Origin of the sequence: Nocardioides sp. R-C-SC26 (assembly GCF_021246465.1) — a bacterium.
GTDB lineage: Bacteria > Actinomycetota > Actinomycetes > Propionibacteriales > Nocardioidaceae > Nocardioides.
Window position 1 is genome coordinate 274,151 of record NZ_JAHRHK010000001.1, and the last position, 16,898, is coordinate 291,048.

At 69.3% G+C, this 16,898-nt stretch carries 16 protein-coding genes; all 16 read left to right on the forward strand.

The features are described from left to right. Positions 1-3: 3 nt before the first annotated feature. Positions 4-1,656, forward strand: a complete 1,653-nt coding sequence (locus KSO97_RS01265; protein ID WP_232675990.1) for an FAD-dependent oxidoreductase — start codon at positions 4-6, stop codon at positions 1,654-1,656. 1 nt (position 1,657) lies between these two features. Next, a complete protein-coding gene (locus tag KSO97_RS01270; RefSeq protein ID WP_232675991.1) occupies positions 1,658-2,365 on the forward strand; it encodes a TetR/AcrR family transcriptional regulator in 708 nt (235 codons plus the stop codon). Further along, a complete protein-coding gene (locus KSO97_RS01275; RefSeq protein ID WP_232675993.1) occupies positions 2,362-2,943 on the forward strand; it encodes an HIT domain-containing protein in 582 nt (193 codons plus the stop codon). The genes KSO97_RS01270 and KSO97_RS01275 overlap by 4 nt, the downstream gene beginning before the upstream one ends. Before the next feature lie 11 nt (positions 2,944-2,954). Continuing rightward, on the forward strand, positions 2,955-3,608 hold the full coding sequence (gene pgsA, locus KSO97_RS01280) for a phosphatidylinositol phosphate synthase (RefSeq protein ID WP_232675994.1): 654 nt from the start codon (positions 2,955-2,957) through the stop codon (positions 3,606-3,608). A 2-nt stretch (positions 3,609-3,610) separates the two neighbouring features. After that, on the forward strand, positions 3,611-4,528 hold the full coding sequence (gene pdxS / locus KSO97_RS01285) for a pyridoxal 5'-phosphate synthase lyase subunit PdxS (protein ID WP_232675995.1): 918 nt from the start codon (positions 3,611-3,613) through the stop codon (positions 4,526-4,528). A 79-nt stretch (positions 4,529-4,607) separates the two neighbouring features. Then, on the forward strand, positions 4,608-6,107 hold the full coding sequence (locus tag KSO97_RS01290) for a carboxylesterase/lipase family protein (protein ID WP_232675996.1): 1,500 nt from the start codon (positions 4,608-4,610) through the stop codon (positions 6,105-6,107). A gap of 23 nt (positions 6,108-6,130) precedes the next feature. Continuing rightward, positions 6,131-6,814, forward strand: coding sequence for a pyridoxal 5'-phosphate synthase glutaminase subunit PdxT (gene pdxT, locus KSO97_RS01295; protein WP_232675997.1), 684 nt, complete (start codon positions 6,131-6,133; stop codon positions 6,812-6,814). An 11-nt stretch (positions 6,815-6,825) separates the two neighbouring features. Further along, complete coding sequence (locus tag KSO97_RS01300; RefSeq protein ID WP_232675998.1) at positions 6,826-7,590, forward strand: YebC/PmpR family DNA-binding transcriptional regulator; 765 nt, start codon at positions 6,826-6,828, stop codon at positions 7,588-7,590. Between the two features lie 127 nt (positions 7,591-7,717). Further along, positions 7,718-8,230: a crossover junction endodeoxyribonuclease RuvC gene (gene ruvC / locus KSO97_RS01305; protein ID WP_232676110.1), complete on the forward strand. Its 513-nt coding sequence runs from the start codon at positions 7,718-7,720 to the stop codon at positions 8,228-8,230. Then, positions 8,227-8,829: a Holliday junction branch migration protein RuvA gene (gene ruvA, locus KSO97_RS01310; protein WP_232675999.1), complete on the forward strand. Its 603-nt coding sequence runs from the start codon at positions 8,227-8,229 to the stop codon at positions 8,827-8,829. Before ruvC ends, ruvA begins: the two co-directional genes overlap by 4 nt. A 12-nt stretch (positions 8,830-8,841) precedes the next feature. Continuing rightward, complete coding sequence (gene ruvB, locus KSO97_RS01315; RefSeq protein ID WP_232676000.1) at positions 8,842-9,906, forward strand: Holliday junction branch migration DNA helicase RuvB; 1,065 nt, start codon at positions 8,842-8,844, stop codon at positions 9,904-9,906. A gap of 131 nt (positions 9,907-10,037) precedes the next feature. Beyond that, entirely contained in the window at positions 10,038-10,379 is a 342-nt protein-coding gene (gene yajC, locus KSO97_RS01320) for a preprotein translocase subunit YajC (protein ID WP_232676002.1), read from the forward strand. Position 10,380: 1 nt separating this feature from the next. Beyond that, positions 10,381-12,237: a protein translocase subunit SecD gene (gene secD, locus KSO97_RS01325; protein ID WP_232676004.1), complete on the forward strand. Its 1,857-nt coding sequence runs from the start codon at positions 10,381-10,383 to the stop codon at positions 12,235-12,237. After that, a complete protein-coding gene (secF, locus tag KSO97_RS01330) occupies positions 12,237-13,487 on the forward strand; it encodes a protein translocase subunit SecF (RefSeq protein ID WP_232676006.1) in 1,251 nt (416 codons plus the stop codon). Before secD ends, secF begins: the two co-directional genes overlap by 1 nt. Before the next feature lie 82 nt (positions 13,488-13,569). Continuing rightward, positions 13,570-14,082 carry an adenine phosphoribosyltransferase gene (locus KSO97_RS01335; RefSeq protein WP_269781845.1) on the forward strand — a complete coding sequence of 171 codons (513 nt, stop codon included), beginning with the start codon at positions 13,570-13,572 and terminating at the stop codon, positions 14,080-14,082. A 346-nt stretch (positions 14,083-14,428) separates the two neighbouring features. Next, positions 14,429-16,660, forward strand: coding sequence for a bifunctional (p)ppGpp synthetase/guanosine-3',5'-bis(diphosphate) 3'-pyrophosphohydrolase (locus KSO97_RS01340; RefSeq protein WP_232676009.1), 2,232 nt, complete (start codon positions 14,429-14,431; stop codon positions 16,658-16,660). Positions 16,661-16,898: the final 238 nt, after the last annotated feature.

Below are 16,898 nucleotides of genomic sequence, written 5' to 3' on the forward strand. Positions count from 1 at the left end.
GCCGTGCCCTACGTCGTCACGCAGTCGTGCTGCGCCGATGCATCCTGCGTCATCGCCTGCCCGGTCAACTGCATCCACCCCGCGCCCGGGGAGCCGGGCTTCGCCACCGCGGAGATGCTCTACGTCGACGCGGACTCCTGCGTCGACTGCGGAGCCTGCGCGACCGCGTGCCCGGTGGACGCGATCAAGCCGCACACGCTGCTCACGCCGTCCGAGCAACCCTTCCTGCAGATCAACGCCGACTACTACGACTGCTTCCCCCACCGTGATCGCCATCCGCTCGCGATCGTGGCCAAGCAGCGCCGGGTGCGGCACAGCGGACCGTTCCGCGTCGCTGTCGTCGGGGCGGGCCCGGCCGGTCTCTACGCCGCCGACGAACTGCTCAAGCACCCCGAGATCAGCGTCGACGTCTACGACCGGCTGCCCACGCCGTACGGCCTCGTCCGCGCCGGCGTCGCTCCCGACCACCCGCACACCAAGCGCGTGGAGAAGCTCTTCCGCGACGTCGAGGAGCAGCCCGGCTTCCGCTACTTCCTCGGGGTGGACGTCGGGTCGGAGATCACCCTGGCCGACCTGCGTGCCCAGTACCACGCGGTGGTCTACGCCGTCGGCGCGAGCTCGGACCGTCGGCTCGGGATCGAGGGGGAGTCGATGCCCGGCTCCCTGTCGGCCACCGACGTCGTGGGCTGGTACAACGGCCATCCCGACAAGCAGGACCTGCTCGTTCCCCTCGATCACGAACGTGCCGTCGTGATCGGCAACGGCAACGTCGCCCTCGACGTCGCCCGCATCCTCGCCCGCGATCCCGCGGACCTGGAGAGGACCGACATCGCCGCGCTGCCCTGGGCGGCGCTGGCCCGGAGCGCCGTGCGCGAGGTCGTTGTCCTCGGACGGCGTGGCCCCGAGGCCGCGGCCTTCACCCTGCCCGAGCTCGTCGGCCTGATCGGTCTGGCGGACGCCGGCGTGCTCGAGGTCGTCGTCGACACCGGTGGACAGCCGATCGAGGGGGAGGGCCGCAAGGTCGAGCTGCTCGCCGATCTGGCCGCCGCCCGGCGGACGCCGCGGCCCGGTGCGCGCCGTCTCGTGCTCCGCTTCGACACCCGCGTCGTGGGCATCCTCGGTACCGACCAGGTCGAGGCCGTCGAGATCGAGCGCGACGGTGCCGTCGAGCGCCTGGACGCCGGCCTGGTGCTGCGCGCCATCGGCTACCACGGCCTTCCGGTGGCCGACCTGCCCTACGACCCGGCCCGAGGTGTCGTGCCCAACGATCGCGGTCGAGTGGAGCCGGGCGTCTACGTCGCAGGCTGGATCAAGCGTGGCCCGTCGGGCTTCATCGGCACCAACAAGTCGTGCTCGGAGGAGACCGTCGCGAGCCTGCTCGACGACCTCGATTCGGGCATCGCCGAGCCGGTCGGCACCGCCGATTCGATCGCGGCGGTCGTCGCGGGCCGGGCGCCGGGCATGGTCGACCTCGCCGGTTGGCGCGCGATCGACGCCGAGGAGCGCCGCCGTGGCGCCGCCCGTGGCCGCCCGCGCGCCAAGATCGTCGATGTCGACGAGGCAGTACGCGTCGCTCGAGCGGGCGCACCGGCCCAGACCAGGCGCGGTTACGCTTCGGTCACGACGTTGGCCAGGAGGCTCGAGAGGCGGAGGTGAGATGGGCAGGACGCAGGACGGGCGTCAGCTGCGGTGGGACCACCACAACCAGCAGCGGCGGCAGCAGATCCTCAGCGCCGCCATCGAGGTGATCGAGTCCGGCGAGCCGGGCGAGGAGTTCCACGTCCAGCAGATCGCCGAGCGAGCGGGTCTCAACCGCACCGTCGTCTACCGCCACTTCGCCGACCGCTCCGACCTGGACGCGGCGATCCGCGCCCAGGTCGTGGAGAACTTCACCGAGCTGTTGACCCCTGCGGTCTCCCTCGAGGGCACGATCAACGAGATCGTCCTGCGCATCGTCGCGACCTACGTCGACTGGACGGTCGAGCATCCGAAGCTGCATGCCTTCGCCGTCGTCGACGGTGGCAATGCGTTGGAGATGGGGCTGCACCGCATCGCCGGCTCCCTGGTCGACCTCCTCGACCTGGCGATCGCCATGCTCGGGCTGGATCTGGACGAGGACGAGCAGGCACTGGTCGATCCCCTCGCGCACGGCTTGGTCGGCGCCGTCTTCGGGACGGTCGGCCGCTGGGTCGCGCGCGCCGAGCACGTGCCCCCGGCCGGACGACTCTCCGAGTTGCTCGCCCTCTCGATCTGGAATCTCCTCGACGGCCACTTGCGCCGTCTGGGCGTCGAGGTCGACCCGAGCCGCCCGCTGGTCGACGTGCTCGGCATCCCCGCTGAATTCGTCGACGGGGCCACCGCGTGAGCGACACCGACGCGCCCGCCTCGCACGGTGAGGTCGTCGAGCAGTACGGCGTCGGCGAGAGCGATGCGCTCGAGCGGCTGTGGACGCCGCATCGGCTCGCCTACATCCGAGGCGAGAACAAGCCGGTCGACGCCAGCAGCGCCGCGTGCCCCTTCTGCCGCATCCCTGCCCAGGACGACGCCAGCGGCCTCGTCGTGCGGCGAGGACTGCTCTCCTACGTCGTGCTGAACCTCTACCCCTACGCGCCGGGGCACCTGATGGTGTGCCCGCTACGCCACATCGCGGACTACACCGAGACCACTGAGGAGGAGGCCGCGGAGATCGCCGTGCTGACCAAGCAGGCGGTGCGCACGCTTCGCGCGGTCTCACGCGTCGACGGGGTCAACATCGGCATGAACCAGGGCGCCGTCGCCGGCGCCGGTATCGCCGCCCACCTGCACCAGCACGTCGTCCCGCGGTGGCTCGGAGATCAGAACTTCATGCCGATCATCGGCCGGACCAAGACCCTGCCCGCCCTCCTGACCGACACCCGCGCCCTGCTGGCCGAGGGTTGGGTCGGCGACGCTCCGATCGGATAGGTTCCCGAGCCGTGCTCGAACGATTCCGAGGTTTCTGGACCAACGTGTGGAAACCGGTGGCCCACCTGCTCATCAAGCTCGGGGTCACGCCGAACATGGTCACCTTCGTCGGAACGCTCGGCGTGTGCACCGGTGCGCTGGTGTTCTTCCCCCAAGGGGAGCTGCTGATCGGCGTCCTGTTCATCACGGCGTTCGTGTTCAGCGACATCATCGACGGCTACATGGCGCGGCTGACCGGCAACACCGGCAAGTTCGGCTCCTTCTGGGACTCGACGCTGGATCGGATCGGCGACGGCGCGATCTTCGGCGGTCTGGCGCTCTACTTCGCCAACACGGGCTCCGAGGGCGGCGACTCCTACCTCTATCTGTGCGTCTCGCTCTACTGCATCGTGATGGGCTCGGTCACCTCCTACGCCCGCGCGAAGGCCGAGTCCCTCGGCCTCAATGCCAAGGGCGGTATCGCCGAACGTGCCGACCGACTTGTCGCGATCCTGGTGATGACTGGATTGGGCGACCTGTTCGACCTGCCGATCCTGATGTATCTCACGCTCTGGGTGCTGGCAGCGGCGAACACCATCACCGTGGGTCAGCGGGTCCTGATGGTGCACCGACAGGTCCGCGCCGAGGTCGATGCCGGCAGCGGCGACGACGACCGTACGATCTGACCATGGTCGACACCACCCCTTCGAACCCGGGCGACACCACCGCCACCGGCACCTCCCGCGTGAAGCGCGGCATGGCAGAGATGCTCAAGGGCGGCGTCATCATGGACGTCGTCACGCCCGAGCAGGCCAAGATCGCCGAGGATGCCGGCGCCGTGGCCGTCATGGCTCTGGAGCGGGTCCCGGCCGACATCCGTGCGCAGGGTGGCGTCTCGCGGATGAGTGACCCCGACATGATCGACGGGATCATCGCTGCCGTCTCGATCCCGGTGATGGCCAAGGCTCGCATCGGTCACTTCGCCGAGGCGCAGATCCTGCAGAGCCTCGGAGTCGACTACGTCGACGAGTCCGAGGTGCTCACCCCGGCCGACTACGCCAACCACATCGACAAGTGGGCATTCGACGTCCCGTTCGTGTGCGGCGCGACGAACCTCGGCGAGGCTCTGCGTCGCATCACCGAGGGCGCGGCGATGATCCGATCCAAGGGCGAGGCCGGCACCGGCGACGTCTCCAACGCCGTCACCCACATGCGCACCATCCGCCGTGAGATCGCCCGACTCGGTGCGCTCGAGGCCGACGAGCTCTACGTCGCCGCCAAGGAACTGCAGGCGCCCTACGACCTGGTCTGCGAGGTCGCGCGGGCCGGCAAGCTGCCGGTGGTGCTGTTCACCGCGGGCGGCATCGCGACCCCCGCGGACGCCGCGATGATGATGCAGCTGGGTGCCGAGGGCGTGTTCGTCGGCTCGGGCATCTTCAAGTCGGGCAACCCGGCGCAGCGTGCCGAAGCGATCGTCAAGGCCACGACGTTCCACGACGACCCCGCGATGGTCGCGAAGGTCTCGCGCGGACTCGGCGAGGCGATGGTCGGCATCAACGTCGAGGACATCCCGCAGCCGCACCGTCTCGCCGAGCGTGGCTGGTAGCCACGGCGGGAGTTCCCAGCAATCTCCGCGGCGTCGGCTCGGGCGGACGGTGCGGGGTCTCTCGTTCGGAGGGAAAGGCGTGCGCGGCTCGGCCGCGGTCGCATCGGCAGCAGCGGCGTTGGCGCTCACCGTGCTCGTGGTGGGGACCGTCCTTCTCGTCGTCTCGCCTGAACGCACCAGCGATCCTCGGGTCGCACGCACCGATCAGGGCGGTCTGCGCGCGGTGGCGGAGGACGGCATGCGCTCCTGGCGCGGCGTCCGGTTCGCGGCGCCTCCGGTGGGGGCACGACGATGGCAGCCACCGGCCGCCCCGGGAAGCTGGGACGGCGTGCGCAACGCCGACTCCTTCGGCCCCGACTGTGTGCAGCCTGATCTCTACACCTACGGGCAACGGCGCCTGACAGCCAAGCAGGACAGCTCCGAGGACTGCCTGTTCCTCAACGTCGTGCGGCCCGACGACGACAGCACCGACCTGCCTGTCCTGGTCTGGTTCCACGGCGGAGGCTTCATCTTCGGCAACGCCGCCACCACGGCGGGCAATGCCGGCTCTCTCGCCTCGCGCGGTCTGATCGTGGTCACGGTCAACTATCGACTCGGTCTCCTCGGATTCTTCGCCCACCCGGCCCTGGACACCGACGTGGCCAACTTCGGGATCCTCGACCAGATCGCGGCCCTGGAATGGGTGCACGAGAACATCGGGTCCTTCGGCGGGGATCCGGACGCCGTCACCATCGCCGGCGCCTCCGCCGGGGCGATGTCGGTGAATGCGCTCATGTCGACCGAGCTGTCTCGTGGGCTCTTCGACAAGGCGATATCCCAGTCGGCGCCGGGGGACTGGCGGGCGCAGACGCTCGAGCAGGCACGCAAGCGGGGTGGTCGGGCCTTCCCCGACCTGGACGCGGCCCAACTGCGGGCCATGCCGGCCGAGGAGTTCCTCTCCTCCACGTTCAACGCTCTGACGGGCGACGCGCCGATCGTGGACGCCGTCCTCCCGGTGCGAGCCGTCGACGCGTTCGCCAACGGGACAGAGGCCCCGGTGCCCTACCTGGTCGGCACCACGGCGGGGGAGTTCTCCGACGAGGAGTTCGGTCTGGCCGGCGGCGACGCGGATGCGGTGCGGGCGCGCCTGGGTGGAGACGACCACGATCGGCTGGTGCGCGCCTACCGTCGATTCGGGCCGACGGCGTTCGAGGATCACGTGCTCGACGACCTGATGTTCACCGCGCCCGCGGTCGCCCTGGCCGCTCTGCACGACGATCGAGCCCCGACCTACCGCTACCGATTCGCCGTCAAGGGCGCAGAGACCAGCCACGGTTCGGAGGTCGTCTACGTCTTCGACACCGTCAACGACCCTCAGCGCAAGCGGCTCTCGCGCCAGGTCTCGGCCTACTGGGCCGCCTTCGTCAAGACGGGGTCGCCCGAGGTGGACGGGCTTCCCGGATGGCCGCAGGCCAACGGCACCGAGGTGATGCTCTTCGGGCCGCGCGGGGTCCGCGGAGTGCAGGCCGACGACTGGGCGGCTCGCGTGGACCGGCTCGCGCGGATCATCCCGCTGGACGCCCCGCTCATCGATCAGTAGCAGGTTCCGTACGATCCGGGGCCGTGACACCTCACTCCTCGCAGAGCCCTCCGCTGGTCGGGGTCCTGGCGTTGCAGGGCGATGTGCGCGAGCACCTCGCCGCCCTGCGCGCCAGCGGCGTCGACGCCGTCGCCGTCCGCCGGCCCGAGGAGCTCGACCGGTGCGACGCTCTCGTGCTGCCCGGTGGAGAGTCGACGACGATCGCGAAGCTGGCTCGCATCTTCGAGCTCGTCGAGCCGATCCGGGCGCGGATCGCCGCCGGCATGCCGGTCTTCGGCACGTGCGCCGGGATGATCCTGCTCGCCGATCGCATCGAGGACGGCGTGGTGGGCCAGGAGACCTTCGGGGGCCTGGACATCACCGTGCGGCGCAACGCGTTCGGCCGGCAGGTCGACTCCTTCGAGGGTCCGGTGCACGTCCGGGGCATCGCCGAGCCGGTCCACGGAGTCTTCATCCGGGCCCCCTGGGTGGAGGAGATCGGCCCTGACGTGGAGGTCCTCGCGCGGGTGTCGTCGTCCGGTGGTGCCGGAGCGGCCGCGGTCCCGGGCGAGGCCGGTGCCGAGGCCAGTAGAATCGTGGCCGTCCGTCAGGGCCGTGTCATCGCGACGTCGTTCCACCCCGAGGTGGGCGACGACCACCGGGTCCACGATCTGTTCGTCGATCTGGTGCGCCGAGACCTCGGCCGAACCTCCGCGGATCGCACGTAGGGAAGGAACGCATGTCCGGGCACTCCAAGTGGGCGACCACCAAGCACAAGAAGGCCGCGATCGACGCCAAGCGCGGCAAGATGTTCGCGAAGCTGATCAAGAACATCGAGGTCGCGGCACGGATGGGTGGCGGTGATCCGACGGGCAACCCGACGCTCTACGACGCGATCCAGAAGGCGAAGAAGTCCTCGGTCCCCAACGACAACATCGACCGCGCGGTCAAGCGCGGCTCCGGTGCCGAGGTCGGCGGTGCCGACTACCAGACGATCATGTACGAGGGTTATGGCCCCGGTGGTGTCGCGATGCTGATCGAGTGCCTGACCGACAACAAGAACCGGGCGGCCATGGAGGTGCGCACGGCGATGTCTCGCAACGGTGGCTCGCTGGCCGACCCCGGTTCGGTCTCGTTCCTCTTCCACCGCAAGGGCGTCGTCGTCGTCCCGGTGGAGCAGGAGGCTCGCTCCGTCAGTGAGGACGACGTGCTGGAGGCCACGTTGGAGGCCGGCGCCGACGAGGTCAACGACCTCGGCGGGGCGCTCGAGGTGGTCTCCGAGCCGGGCGACCTGGTGGCCGTGCGCTCGGCGTTGCAGGCCGCGGGCATCGACTATGACTCCGCCGAGGCGTCGTTCGTGCCGGACAACAAGGTCGAGCTCGAGGAGGACGGCGCGGCGAAGCTCTTCAAGCTCGTCGACGTTCTCGAGGATCTCGACGACGTCCAGAACATCTTCGCCAACCACGAGGTCTCCGACGAGGTCATGGCGGCTCTCGACGAGTAGGAGATCGCGCGATCTCCACGGCCGCGTCGGGAGCGGCGCCCGCGTGTCGTTCGGCCGCCGTCGGCGAGGCTCGCTACGGTGATCTCCGAACACATGTTCGGATGACGAGGGGGCCCGTGTGCGTGTGCTGGGGATCGATCCAGGTCTGACCCGGTGCGGTCTGGGGGTCGTCGAGGGCGACGTCGGGCGCCCGCTGAGCCTGATCGACGTCAACGTGATCCGCACCTCGGCGCACCTCCCGGTGGCCGAGCGACTGGTCAGCATCGAGCGCGGTGTCGATGCCTGGATCGAGGAGCACGCGCCTGACGCGGTCGCCGTCGAGCGGGTCTTCGCGCGATCCGACTCCAGCACGATCATGGGCACGGCGCAGGCCAGCGGCATCGCGTTGGTGTGTGCCGCGCGGCGTGGTCTGCCGGTCGCTCTCCACACTCCGAGCGAGGTCAAGGCCGCCGTCTCGGGCAACGGCCGGGCTGACAAGGCACAGGTCGGCGCGATGATCACGCGCATCCTGCGACTCAGCGCGCCCCCGAAACCGGCGGATGCCGCTGACGCGCTCGCCTTGGCCATCACCCACATCTGGCGCGGCGGCGCGCAGGCCAGGATCGACGCCGCGGTGCTCGCGGCCGGGAGGAAGCGATGATCGCCTACGTCCGGGGTCAGGTCGCGTCGCTGGGCATCACCAGCGCGGTGGTCGACGTCGGCGGCGTCGGGCTGGAAGTGCTCTGCTCGCCCGGGACGCTCGCCTCGCTGCGTCGCGGGCAGGACGCCGTGCTGCCGACGAGCATGGTCGTGCGCGAGGACTCCCTGACGCTCTACGGCTTCGTCGACGACGACGAGAGGGCCGTGTTCGAACTGGTGCAGACCGCCTCGGGCGTCGGGCCGAAGGTCGCGCAGGCGATCACCGCGGTCCTCTCGCCCGATGAGGTGCGCCGCGCCATCAGTACCGACGACGTGAAGACGCTCACCCGAGTGCCCGGCATCGGGCAGAAGGGCGCCCAGCGGATCATCTTGGAACTGAAGGACCGGATCGGCCCCGCACTGGGCACGGCCTCCGTCGGCGGCCCGGCAGTCCCGGCCGCGGCGTCGTGGCGCGATCAGGTCCATCAAGGGCTGGTCGGCCTGGGCTGGTCGGTCAAGGATGCCGAGCGTGCCATCGAGACCGTGGCCCCGCAGGCCGGTGACGAGGCGAATGTGGCCCTGCTGCTGCGTGCGGCCCTGCAGTCGTTGAGCAAGGGATAAGAGGCCCTCACCATGCACGAGGACGATCTGGAACTCGCCGAGTCGCAGCATCTGCGATCGCTCACCGTCGCCGAGGCGGACGGCGACGAACGCGCCGTCGAGGCGGCTTTGCGACCGCGCACCCTCGACGAGGTGGTTGGCCAGGTCCGCGTCCGCGAGCAGCTCGGCCTTGTGCTGGAGGCGGCCCGCGGTCGCGGCCGCGCTCCCGATCACGTGCTGCTCTCCGGCCCCCCGGGGTTGGGCAAGACCACGCTCGCGATGATCATCGCCGCAGAGATGGCCACCCCCCTACGGCTCACGAGTGGGCCTGCGATCACCCACGCGGGCGATCTCGCGGCGATCCTGAGTGGGCTCAACGAGGGCGACGTCCTGTTCGTCGACGAGATCCACCGCATGTCGCGGCCGGCCGAGGAGATGCTCTACCTCGCGATGGAGGACTTCCGGGTCGACGTCGTCATCGGCAAGGGCCCTGGGGCGACCGCGATCCCGCTCGAGCTGCCGCCGTTCACGCTCGTCGGAGCCACGACCCGCGCCGGGTTGCTGCCCAGCCCGCTCCGCGACCGGTTCGGCTTCACCGGGCACCTGGACTTCTACGAGCCCGCTGAGCTCGACTCCATCATCAAGCGCTCGGCTCAGTTGCTCGGAGTGAGCATCACCGACGACGGCGCAGCCGAGATCGCCTCCCGCTCCCGCGGGACCCCGCGCATCGCCAACCGGCTGCTGCGTCGGGTGCGGGACTTCGCCCAGGTCCGCGCCGACGGCGTGGTGGACCACGACGTCGCGATCCGCACCTTGGAGCTCTACGAGGTCGACGAGCTCGGGCTGGACAGGCTCGACCGTGCGGTCGTCGAGGTGCTCTGCCACCGGTTCGGCGGCGGTCCGGTCGGTCTGTCGACACTCGCTGTCGCGGTGGGGGAGGAACGTGAGACGGTCGAGGAGGTCGCCGAGCCCTTCCTCGTGCGCATCGGCTTCCTGTCCCGTACTCCTCGTGGCCGGGTCGCGACCCCTGCCGCGTGGCGGCACCTCGGCCTCGCCGCTCCGCCGTCCGGCGCCGCTGAGCCTCCTCTGTTCGACTGACGTGGCTCCCGCGCCCACGGGCAGCGGGATTCGTGGTGCGGCACACCCCCGTGGCTACACTGGCCCGTCGGTCGACCCGAGCGCGGGTTCGTTCCGTCCTGCTCGCATGTCGTCGCCCGAAAGGTCTTGTCGTGGAGTTCCTGCCCCTGGTGGCGATCGCACTCCTGTTCTGGTTCCTCATCATCCGCCCGGCCTCGAAGCGCCAGAAGGCGCAGCTGCAGATGCAGTCGGCGATCGCCGTGGGTGACCAGGTCGTCCTGACCAGTGGTTTCTTCGGCATCGTCAGGGTCCTGGCCGACGACCGCGTCGACATCGAGCTCGGTCCGGGAACCACCGTGACCGTGGCTCGCGCTGCGATCGGCAGCGTCGTGCCCAGCAACGATTCCGAAAACGACTCCGAGTTCGAGACCGCCGACGATGTCGAGCGGCCCATCGGCGAGCCCACATCCACCGACGAGCGGGGAGACGCCTGAGATGGCCCGCAAGCAGTACCGACCCGGGCGCATCCTGATCGCCTTCTTGGTCGGCACCGGAATCCTCTACGGCCTCGTGGCCCTGGCCGGCTCCTGGAAGCCCGAGCTCGGGCTCGATCTCCAGGGCGGCACGCGGATCACGCTCGTCGCGAAGGGCAACCCGAGCGGGGACAGCCTCGCCGAGGCGCGGTCGATCATCGATCAGCGCGTCAACGGCTCGGGCGTGACCGAGGCCGAGGTGATGACCCAGGGCGGCGACATCATCGTCGTGGAGATCCCTGGTCGTACCCGCCGCGACCTGGTCGAGACCGTCGAGCGGCAGGCTCAGCTCCGGTTCCGCCTCGTCGCCTGCTCTGAGGGCAGCGGCCAGCCGTGTACCCCTGGCAGCGGAGCGGCGCCAAGCCCGGACGGTCAGCTGGAGATCCCGGGCACCGACGACGCCGTCATCACGCCCCAGCCGGACGCCACGTCGCCCGCCGGGCAGGGCGATGGGCAGGGCAGTGGACAGGGCAACGGCGCGAGCGATGGAGCCGACAACGGCACCAACAACCGCGTGGCACCGTCCTACGCCGCGCCGAGCGACGGGCCGTCCGGAACACCGTCGCCCACCCCGAGTGGCGGTACCGGCACCCCGGACGCCACTCCCACCGACTCCGCGACCGACGCGCCCCAGGGCGACACCGTCGACGAGAGCGCTGTCGCGCCGCTGGCGAAGGAACTCGCCTGGGTTCGTGGCGGCTTCACCCAGGCCGACGTCGAGCTCTACAACTCCTACACCTGCGGTGAGGACGGCACGCTGCTGAACGCGGCCGACGGCACCCCGGCCACACTCGCCGACAATCCGCTCAAGGCTCTCGTCGCGTGCTCGCCCCCCGAAGCGGCACAGGGCCGTAACCCGGCGGTTCCCTCGCTGAAGTACCTGCTCTCCAAGTCGATCATCGCCGGAACCGACCTCGACAGTGCCGACTACGGCATCCCGCAGAACGAGGTCTCCTACGTCGTCACGCTGAACATCGGCGGCGAGGGTCGCAAGGTGTTCGCCCAGGCGTCGACCGATCTGGTCGCCAACGAAGAGCAGTTCGCGATCGTGCTCGACGGCTCGGTCATCTCCGCGCCGACGTTCACCAGTCGCATCCCCGACGGCAACGCCCAGATCACGGGCAACTTCAGCGAGTCCTCGGCCAAGAGCCTGGCGACCAGCCTGAAGTTCGGCGCACTGCCGATCTCGTTCGACGAGCCCTCCACCGAGACGATCGGCCCCTCGCTCGCCGGTGACCAGCTCACGGCCGGTCTGACGGCGGGTGGTTTCGGCCTCGTGCTCGTGCTGATCTACTGCCTGCTCTACTACCGGGGCCTCGGCACCGTCGTCGTCGCCTCCCTCCTGGCAGCAGGAGCGGTGAACTATGCGTTGGTCCTGCTGCTCAGCGAGACCGCCGGGTTCACCCTGACGCTGCCGGGTATCGCGGGCCTCATCATCGCCATCGGTGTCACCGCCGACTCCTTCATCATCTTCTTCGAACGTATCCGCGACGAGATGCGCGAGGGCAAGTCGATGCGCGTCGCGGTGGAGACGGGCTGGAAGCGCGCCAAGGTCACCCGACTCGCGGCGCAGGTCGTCTCGTTGCTCTCGGCGGCGGTGCTCTACATCTTCGCCACCGGGGCCGTGAAGGGCTTCGGTTTCGCACTCGGCCTGACCACGATCGTCGACCTCGCGATCCTCTTCTGGTTCACCAAGCCGATGGTCTCGTGGCTGGCACGGTTCAAGTTCTTCAACAGCGGTCATCGACTGTCGGGTCTGAGTCCGAGCACGCTCGGCATCGACGGCCCGGTCGCGAGCACCGTCGGAGGTAAGGCCTGATGGGCAAGTTCTCCCGGATCGGCAACGAGCTCTACAACGGCCGTCGCTCGTTCGACTTCGTCAGCAAGCGCGGCCTCTGGTACGCGATCAGCACGGTGCTCGTGGTGCTCTCCTTCGGTGCGATCTTCATCAAGGGGCTGAACTTCGGTATCGAGTTCACCGGCGGTACGCAGTACCGCGTCCCGGTGTCCGCGGCTCAGAACAACCAGGAGACCGCCGACCAGTTGCGTGAGGCCGTGGCCAACGCGGGGGTCGCAGAGGCGGAGTCTCCGACCGTGACCACCGCCGGCGGTTCGCTGCTCCTGCAGGTCGAGGAGATGACGAGCGAAGAGGCCGACCAGATCACCGACGCGATCCTGACCGTGGTCGATGTCCCTCGTGACGACATCGCACAGAGCGAGATCGGCGCTAGCTGGGGTGAGGAGGTGGCCAAGCGCGCGGTGATCGGTGTCGCCGTCTTCCTCGTCCTGGTGCTGATCTTCATCGGCTTCTACTTCCGCGAATGGAAGATGTCGATCGCGGCCTTCGTCGCGCTCTTCCACGACGTCGTCATCACGATGGGCGTCTATGCGCTCTCCGGGTTCCAGGTCACGCCCTCGGCGGTCACCGGCCTGCTCGCGATCCTCGGCTTCTCCCTCTACGACACCGTCGTGGTGTTCGACAAGGTGCGTGAGAACACCGCGGCGATGCGTACGAACCGCCAGACGTACGCGCAGGCCTCGAACCTGGCCGTCAACCAGACGCTGGTCCGCTCGATCAACACCGGCATCGTCGCGCTGATCCCGATCGGCGCGATCCTGTGGGTCAGCGCCGTACAGCTCGGTGCGAGCTCGTTGCAGGACCTTGCGCTCTCCCAGTTCGTCGGTATGGCCGTGGGCGTCTACTCCTCGGTGTTCCTCGCGCCGCGTGTGCTCGTGCACATGAAGGCGGGCGAGGACGAGGTCAAGCTCGCGGAGCGCCGGGCCAAGGCGCGCGAGCGTGCCCAGGCCGATCGCTACGCGGCGGTCCCCGTCTTCACCGACGACATGGCCGTGGAGGCCGACGTCGACGACCCGGACGGATTCGCCGACGGTGAGGACGAGGACTCCCCGCGCAGAGGCGGCGGATCCTTCGTGGCACCGGGCCGACGCGACGAGGCGACGGGTCGTGGCCGGACGGTGCCGGAGGCGCGTGGCCCGATCGGCATGAGCAACAGCGCCGGCCGTCAGCAGCCGAGCCGCCAGACGCGGTCCAAGCGCGGCAAGAAGTAGTCGGGATGCTGCTGAGCGCGAGCAGCAGGTGAGCACGGCGGGTGGTGGCACCCCGACGGTCGAACCCGACGTTCGGGCCACCCTGCGACGGCTGCTGGTCGATGTCGTGGACTATCCCGAGCCGGGGATCATCTTCAAGGACATCACACCGCTCCTCGGCGATCCCGCAGGGTTCGCCGAGGTCGTCGAGTCGCTCGCCGTCGCGGGCGTGGAGTCCGCGGGGGAGGTCGACGTCGTGGTGGGGATGGAGGCACGCGGGTTCATCCTCGCCGCCCCGATCGCCCTGCACCTCGGTGTCGGGTTCGTGCCGGTGCGCAAGGCGGGCAAGCTTCCGCGTGAGACCCATGCTGTCTCCTACGACCTGGAGTACGGCGCGGCGACGTTGGAGGTCCACCGCGACGCCATCGCCCCGGGGCAACGGGTCCTGCTCGTCGACGACGTGCTCGCCACCGGTGGCACGGTCGCTGCGACACGCGAGCTGGTCGAGCGGTGCGGAGGTGTCGTCGCCGGCGTCGCGGTGCTGCTCGAGCTGAGCTTCCTGCCCGGTCGCGCCCAGGTCGCCGACCTACCGGTCGTCGCACTCGACGTCGTCTGATCCGCGCGGTCGGCTACTCGTGGTGCGTCCGAGAAGTTGTGAAGCGGTGGGCGTGCTCCCGGTGGGTGCAGCGCAAGGCGCCGGCGCGCGGCTATACCGGGTTGTCTTGCACGCGTCGGCAACGCCGCGGGGTGCGTGCCGGGGGTGCGCGGAGCGCATCAGAACTTCCCGGACGTGCCACTAGAGTGAGCCCATGACGGAGGAACGCACTGCCACGGACCCCGTCACCGGTACGTCGCCACCTCGTGCAGAAGCCTCGCAGCCAGGCCAGCTGAGGCCCTCTGACTCGGAGGGCCGGTCAGAGGTCGTGCGCGGCGCCGAGGGTGCGGGGATGTCGGGGCGTGGCATGCGAGCGCGCCTCGCGCGCATGGGCACGCGCAGTCAGAGCGCGAACCCGGTGCTCGAGCCGCTCTTCCGTGCCGTGCGGACCAATCACCCCAAGGCCGACCTGGCCCTTCTCGAACGCGCGTACACCACGGCAGAACGACTCCACGGCACGCAGACCCGCAAGAGCGGCGACCCCTACATCACCCACCCGCTCGCGGTCACCACGATCCTCGCCGGCATCGGGATGACCGAGCCGACGCTGGTCGCCGCGCTTCTCCACGACACGGTCGAGGACACCCCATACACGCTCGAGCAGTGCCGTGCCGACTTCGGTGACGAGGTGGCCCAGCTCGTCGACGGCGTGACCAAGCTCGACAAGGTGCAGTACGGCGACTCGGCACAGGCCGAGACGATCCGCAAGATGATCGTCGCGATGTCGCGCGACATCCGGGTGCTGGTGATCAAGCTCGCCGACCGACTGCACAACATGCGTACCTTGCGCTACGTCCCGCGCGCCAGCCAGGAGCGGACCGCGCGAGAGACGCTCGACATCTACGCGCCGCTGGCGCACCGCCTCGGTATGAACACCATCAAGTGGGAGCTGGAGGATCTCGCGTTCGCGACGCTCCACCCCAAGATCTACGACGAGATCGTGCGTATGGTGGCCGAGCGAGCGCCGTCTCGCGATCAGTTCCTCGCCGAGGTGATCAGCCAGGTCGAGCAGGACCTGCGCGAGGCGAAGGTCAAGGCGACCGTCACGGGCCGCCCCAAGCACTACTACTCGATCTACCAGAAGATGATCGTGGGCGGTCGGGAGTTCTCCGACATCTACGATCTCGTCGGTATCCGGATCCTAGTGGACGAGGACCGCGACTGCTACTCGGTGCTCGGCGTGCTCCACTCGCGATGGAACCCGGTGCTGGGGCGCTTCAAGGACTACGTCGCGCTGCCGAAGTTCAACATGTACCAGTCGCTGCACACCACGGTGATCGGGCCTCAGGGCAAGGCCGTGGAGATGCAGATCCGCACGTTCGCCATGCACCGCCGCGCCGAGTACGGCGTCGCCGCGCACTGGAAGTACAAGGAGGACGGCCGCGAGGGCCGTGACACCGAGCGACGCAGCGACATGGATGACATGTCGTGGGTACGCCAGTTGCTGGACTGGCAGAGCGAGGTCGACGACCCCGGCGAGTTCCTCGAGTCGCTGCGGTTCGAGATCAACCGCGCGGAGACCTACGTCTTCACCCCGCGCGGCGACGTCATCGCCCTCCCGGCCGGCTCCACCCCGGTCGACTTCGCCTATGCCGTGCATACCGAGGTCGGACACCACACGATCGGGGCACGGGTCAACGGGCGCCTGGTGCCGTTGGAGTCGACGCTGGAGAACGGCGACGTCATCGACGTGTTCACCTCCAAGTCCGCCAACGCGGGGCCGTCACGCGACTGGCTCTCCTTCGTCAAGTCTCCCCGGGCGCGCTCCAAGATCCGCCAGTGGTTCACCAAGGAGCGCCGCGAGGAGGCCATCGACGCGGGCAAGGACCAGATCGCGAAGATGATGCGCAAGGAGGGCCTGCCGCTGAAACGCCTGCTCTCCCACGATTCGTTGAGTCTGGCTGCGGCGCACTTCAACCTGGCTGACGTCACCGCGCTCTACGCCGCGGTCGGTGAGGGCAATCTCAGCGCTCAGGCGGTCGTCCGCCGGGTCGTCGACGTGCACGGCGGCAACGAGGGCGCCCAGGAGGATCTGGCCGAGGCCGTCACCATCACCGGACGACGCAACCGCTCGCGTGCGACGACGGGCGGTGACTCCGGCGTGGTGGTGAAGGGTTCACCGGACGTGTGGATCAAGCTCGCCAAGTGCTGCACCCCCGTACCCCCCGACGACATCCTCGGGTTCGTGACCAAGGGCGGCGGCGTCTCGGTGCACCGCAAGGACTGCACGAACGCCGAGAACCTCCAGGAGCAGCCCGAGAAGGTGCTCGACGTCGAGTGGGCACCGACCGGCTCGTCGATGTTCCTGGTCAACATCCAGGTCGAGGCGCTCGATCGTGCTCGGCTGCTCTCCGACATCACGATGGTGCTCTCCGACGCCCACGTGAACATCCTCAGTGCGAATCTCTCCACGACCCGTGATCGGGTGGCCAAGACCAGGTTCACCTTCGAGATGGCCGAGGCCAAGCACCTCGACAACGTGCTGCGTGCGGTGCGGTCGGTGCCGGGCGTCTTCGACGCCTACCGCGTCACGCAGTAGGCGCTCGCCCGCTGGCCGTGGAGCGAGCGGCCCTCCGGTGGTTGAGGAGCGAGCGCAGCGAGCGTCTCGAAACCGGTGAGACGAACGGTTGCGGTGATCGCCCCCGGTGGTCGATCTTGTCGAGACCCTCACCGCCGGTGGTCGAGCCTGTTCGACCTTCACCGCCGGTGGTCGAGCCTGTCGAGACCCTCACCGCCGATGGTCGAGCCTGTCGCGACCCTCACCGGGTTTCGAGACG

Excerpts from the sequence above, each read along its gene's own strand:
- secF (WP_232676006.1), top strand. The coding sequence starts at position 12,237 with ATGGGCAAGTTCTCCCGGATCGGCAACGAGCTCTACAACGGCCGTCGC.
- KSO97_RS01300 (WP_232675998.1), top strand. The coding sequence starts at position 6,826 with ATGTCCGGGCACTCCAAGTGGGCGACCACCAAGCACAAGAAGGCCGCG.
- pdxS (WP_232675995.1), top strand. The coding sequence starts at position 3,611 with ATGGTCGACACCACCCCTTCGAACCCGGGCGACACCACCGCCACCGGC.
- ruvB (WP_232676000.1), top strand. The coding sequence starts at position 8,842 with ATGCACGAGGACGATCTGGAACTCGCCGAGTCGCAGCATCTGCGATCG.
- secD (WP_232676004.1), top strand. The coding sequence starts at position 10,381 with ATGGCCCGCAAGCAGTACCGACCCGGGCGCATCCTGATCGCCTTCTTG.
- ruvA (WP_232675999.1), top strand. The coding sequence starts at position 8,227 with ATGATCGCCTACGTCCGGGGTCAGGTCGCGTCGCTGGGCATCACCAGC.
- KSO97_RS01340 (WP_232676009.1), top strand. The coding sequence starts at position 14,429 with ATGCGAGCGCGCCTCGCGCGCATGGGCACGCGCAGTCAGAGCGCGAAC.
- KSO97_RS01270 (WP_232675991.1), top strand. The coding sequence starts at position 1,658 with ATGGGCAGGACGCAGGACGGGCGTCAGCTGCGGTGGGACCACCACAAC.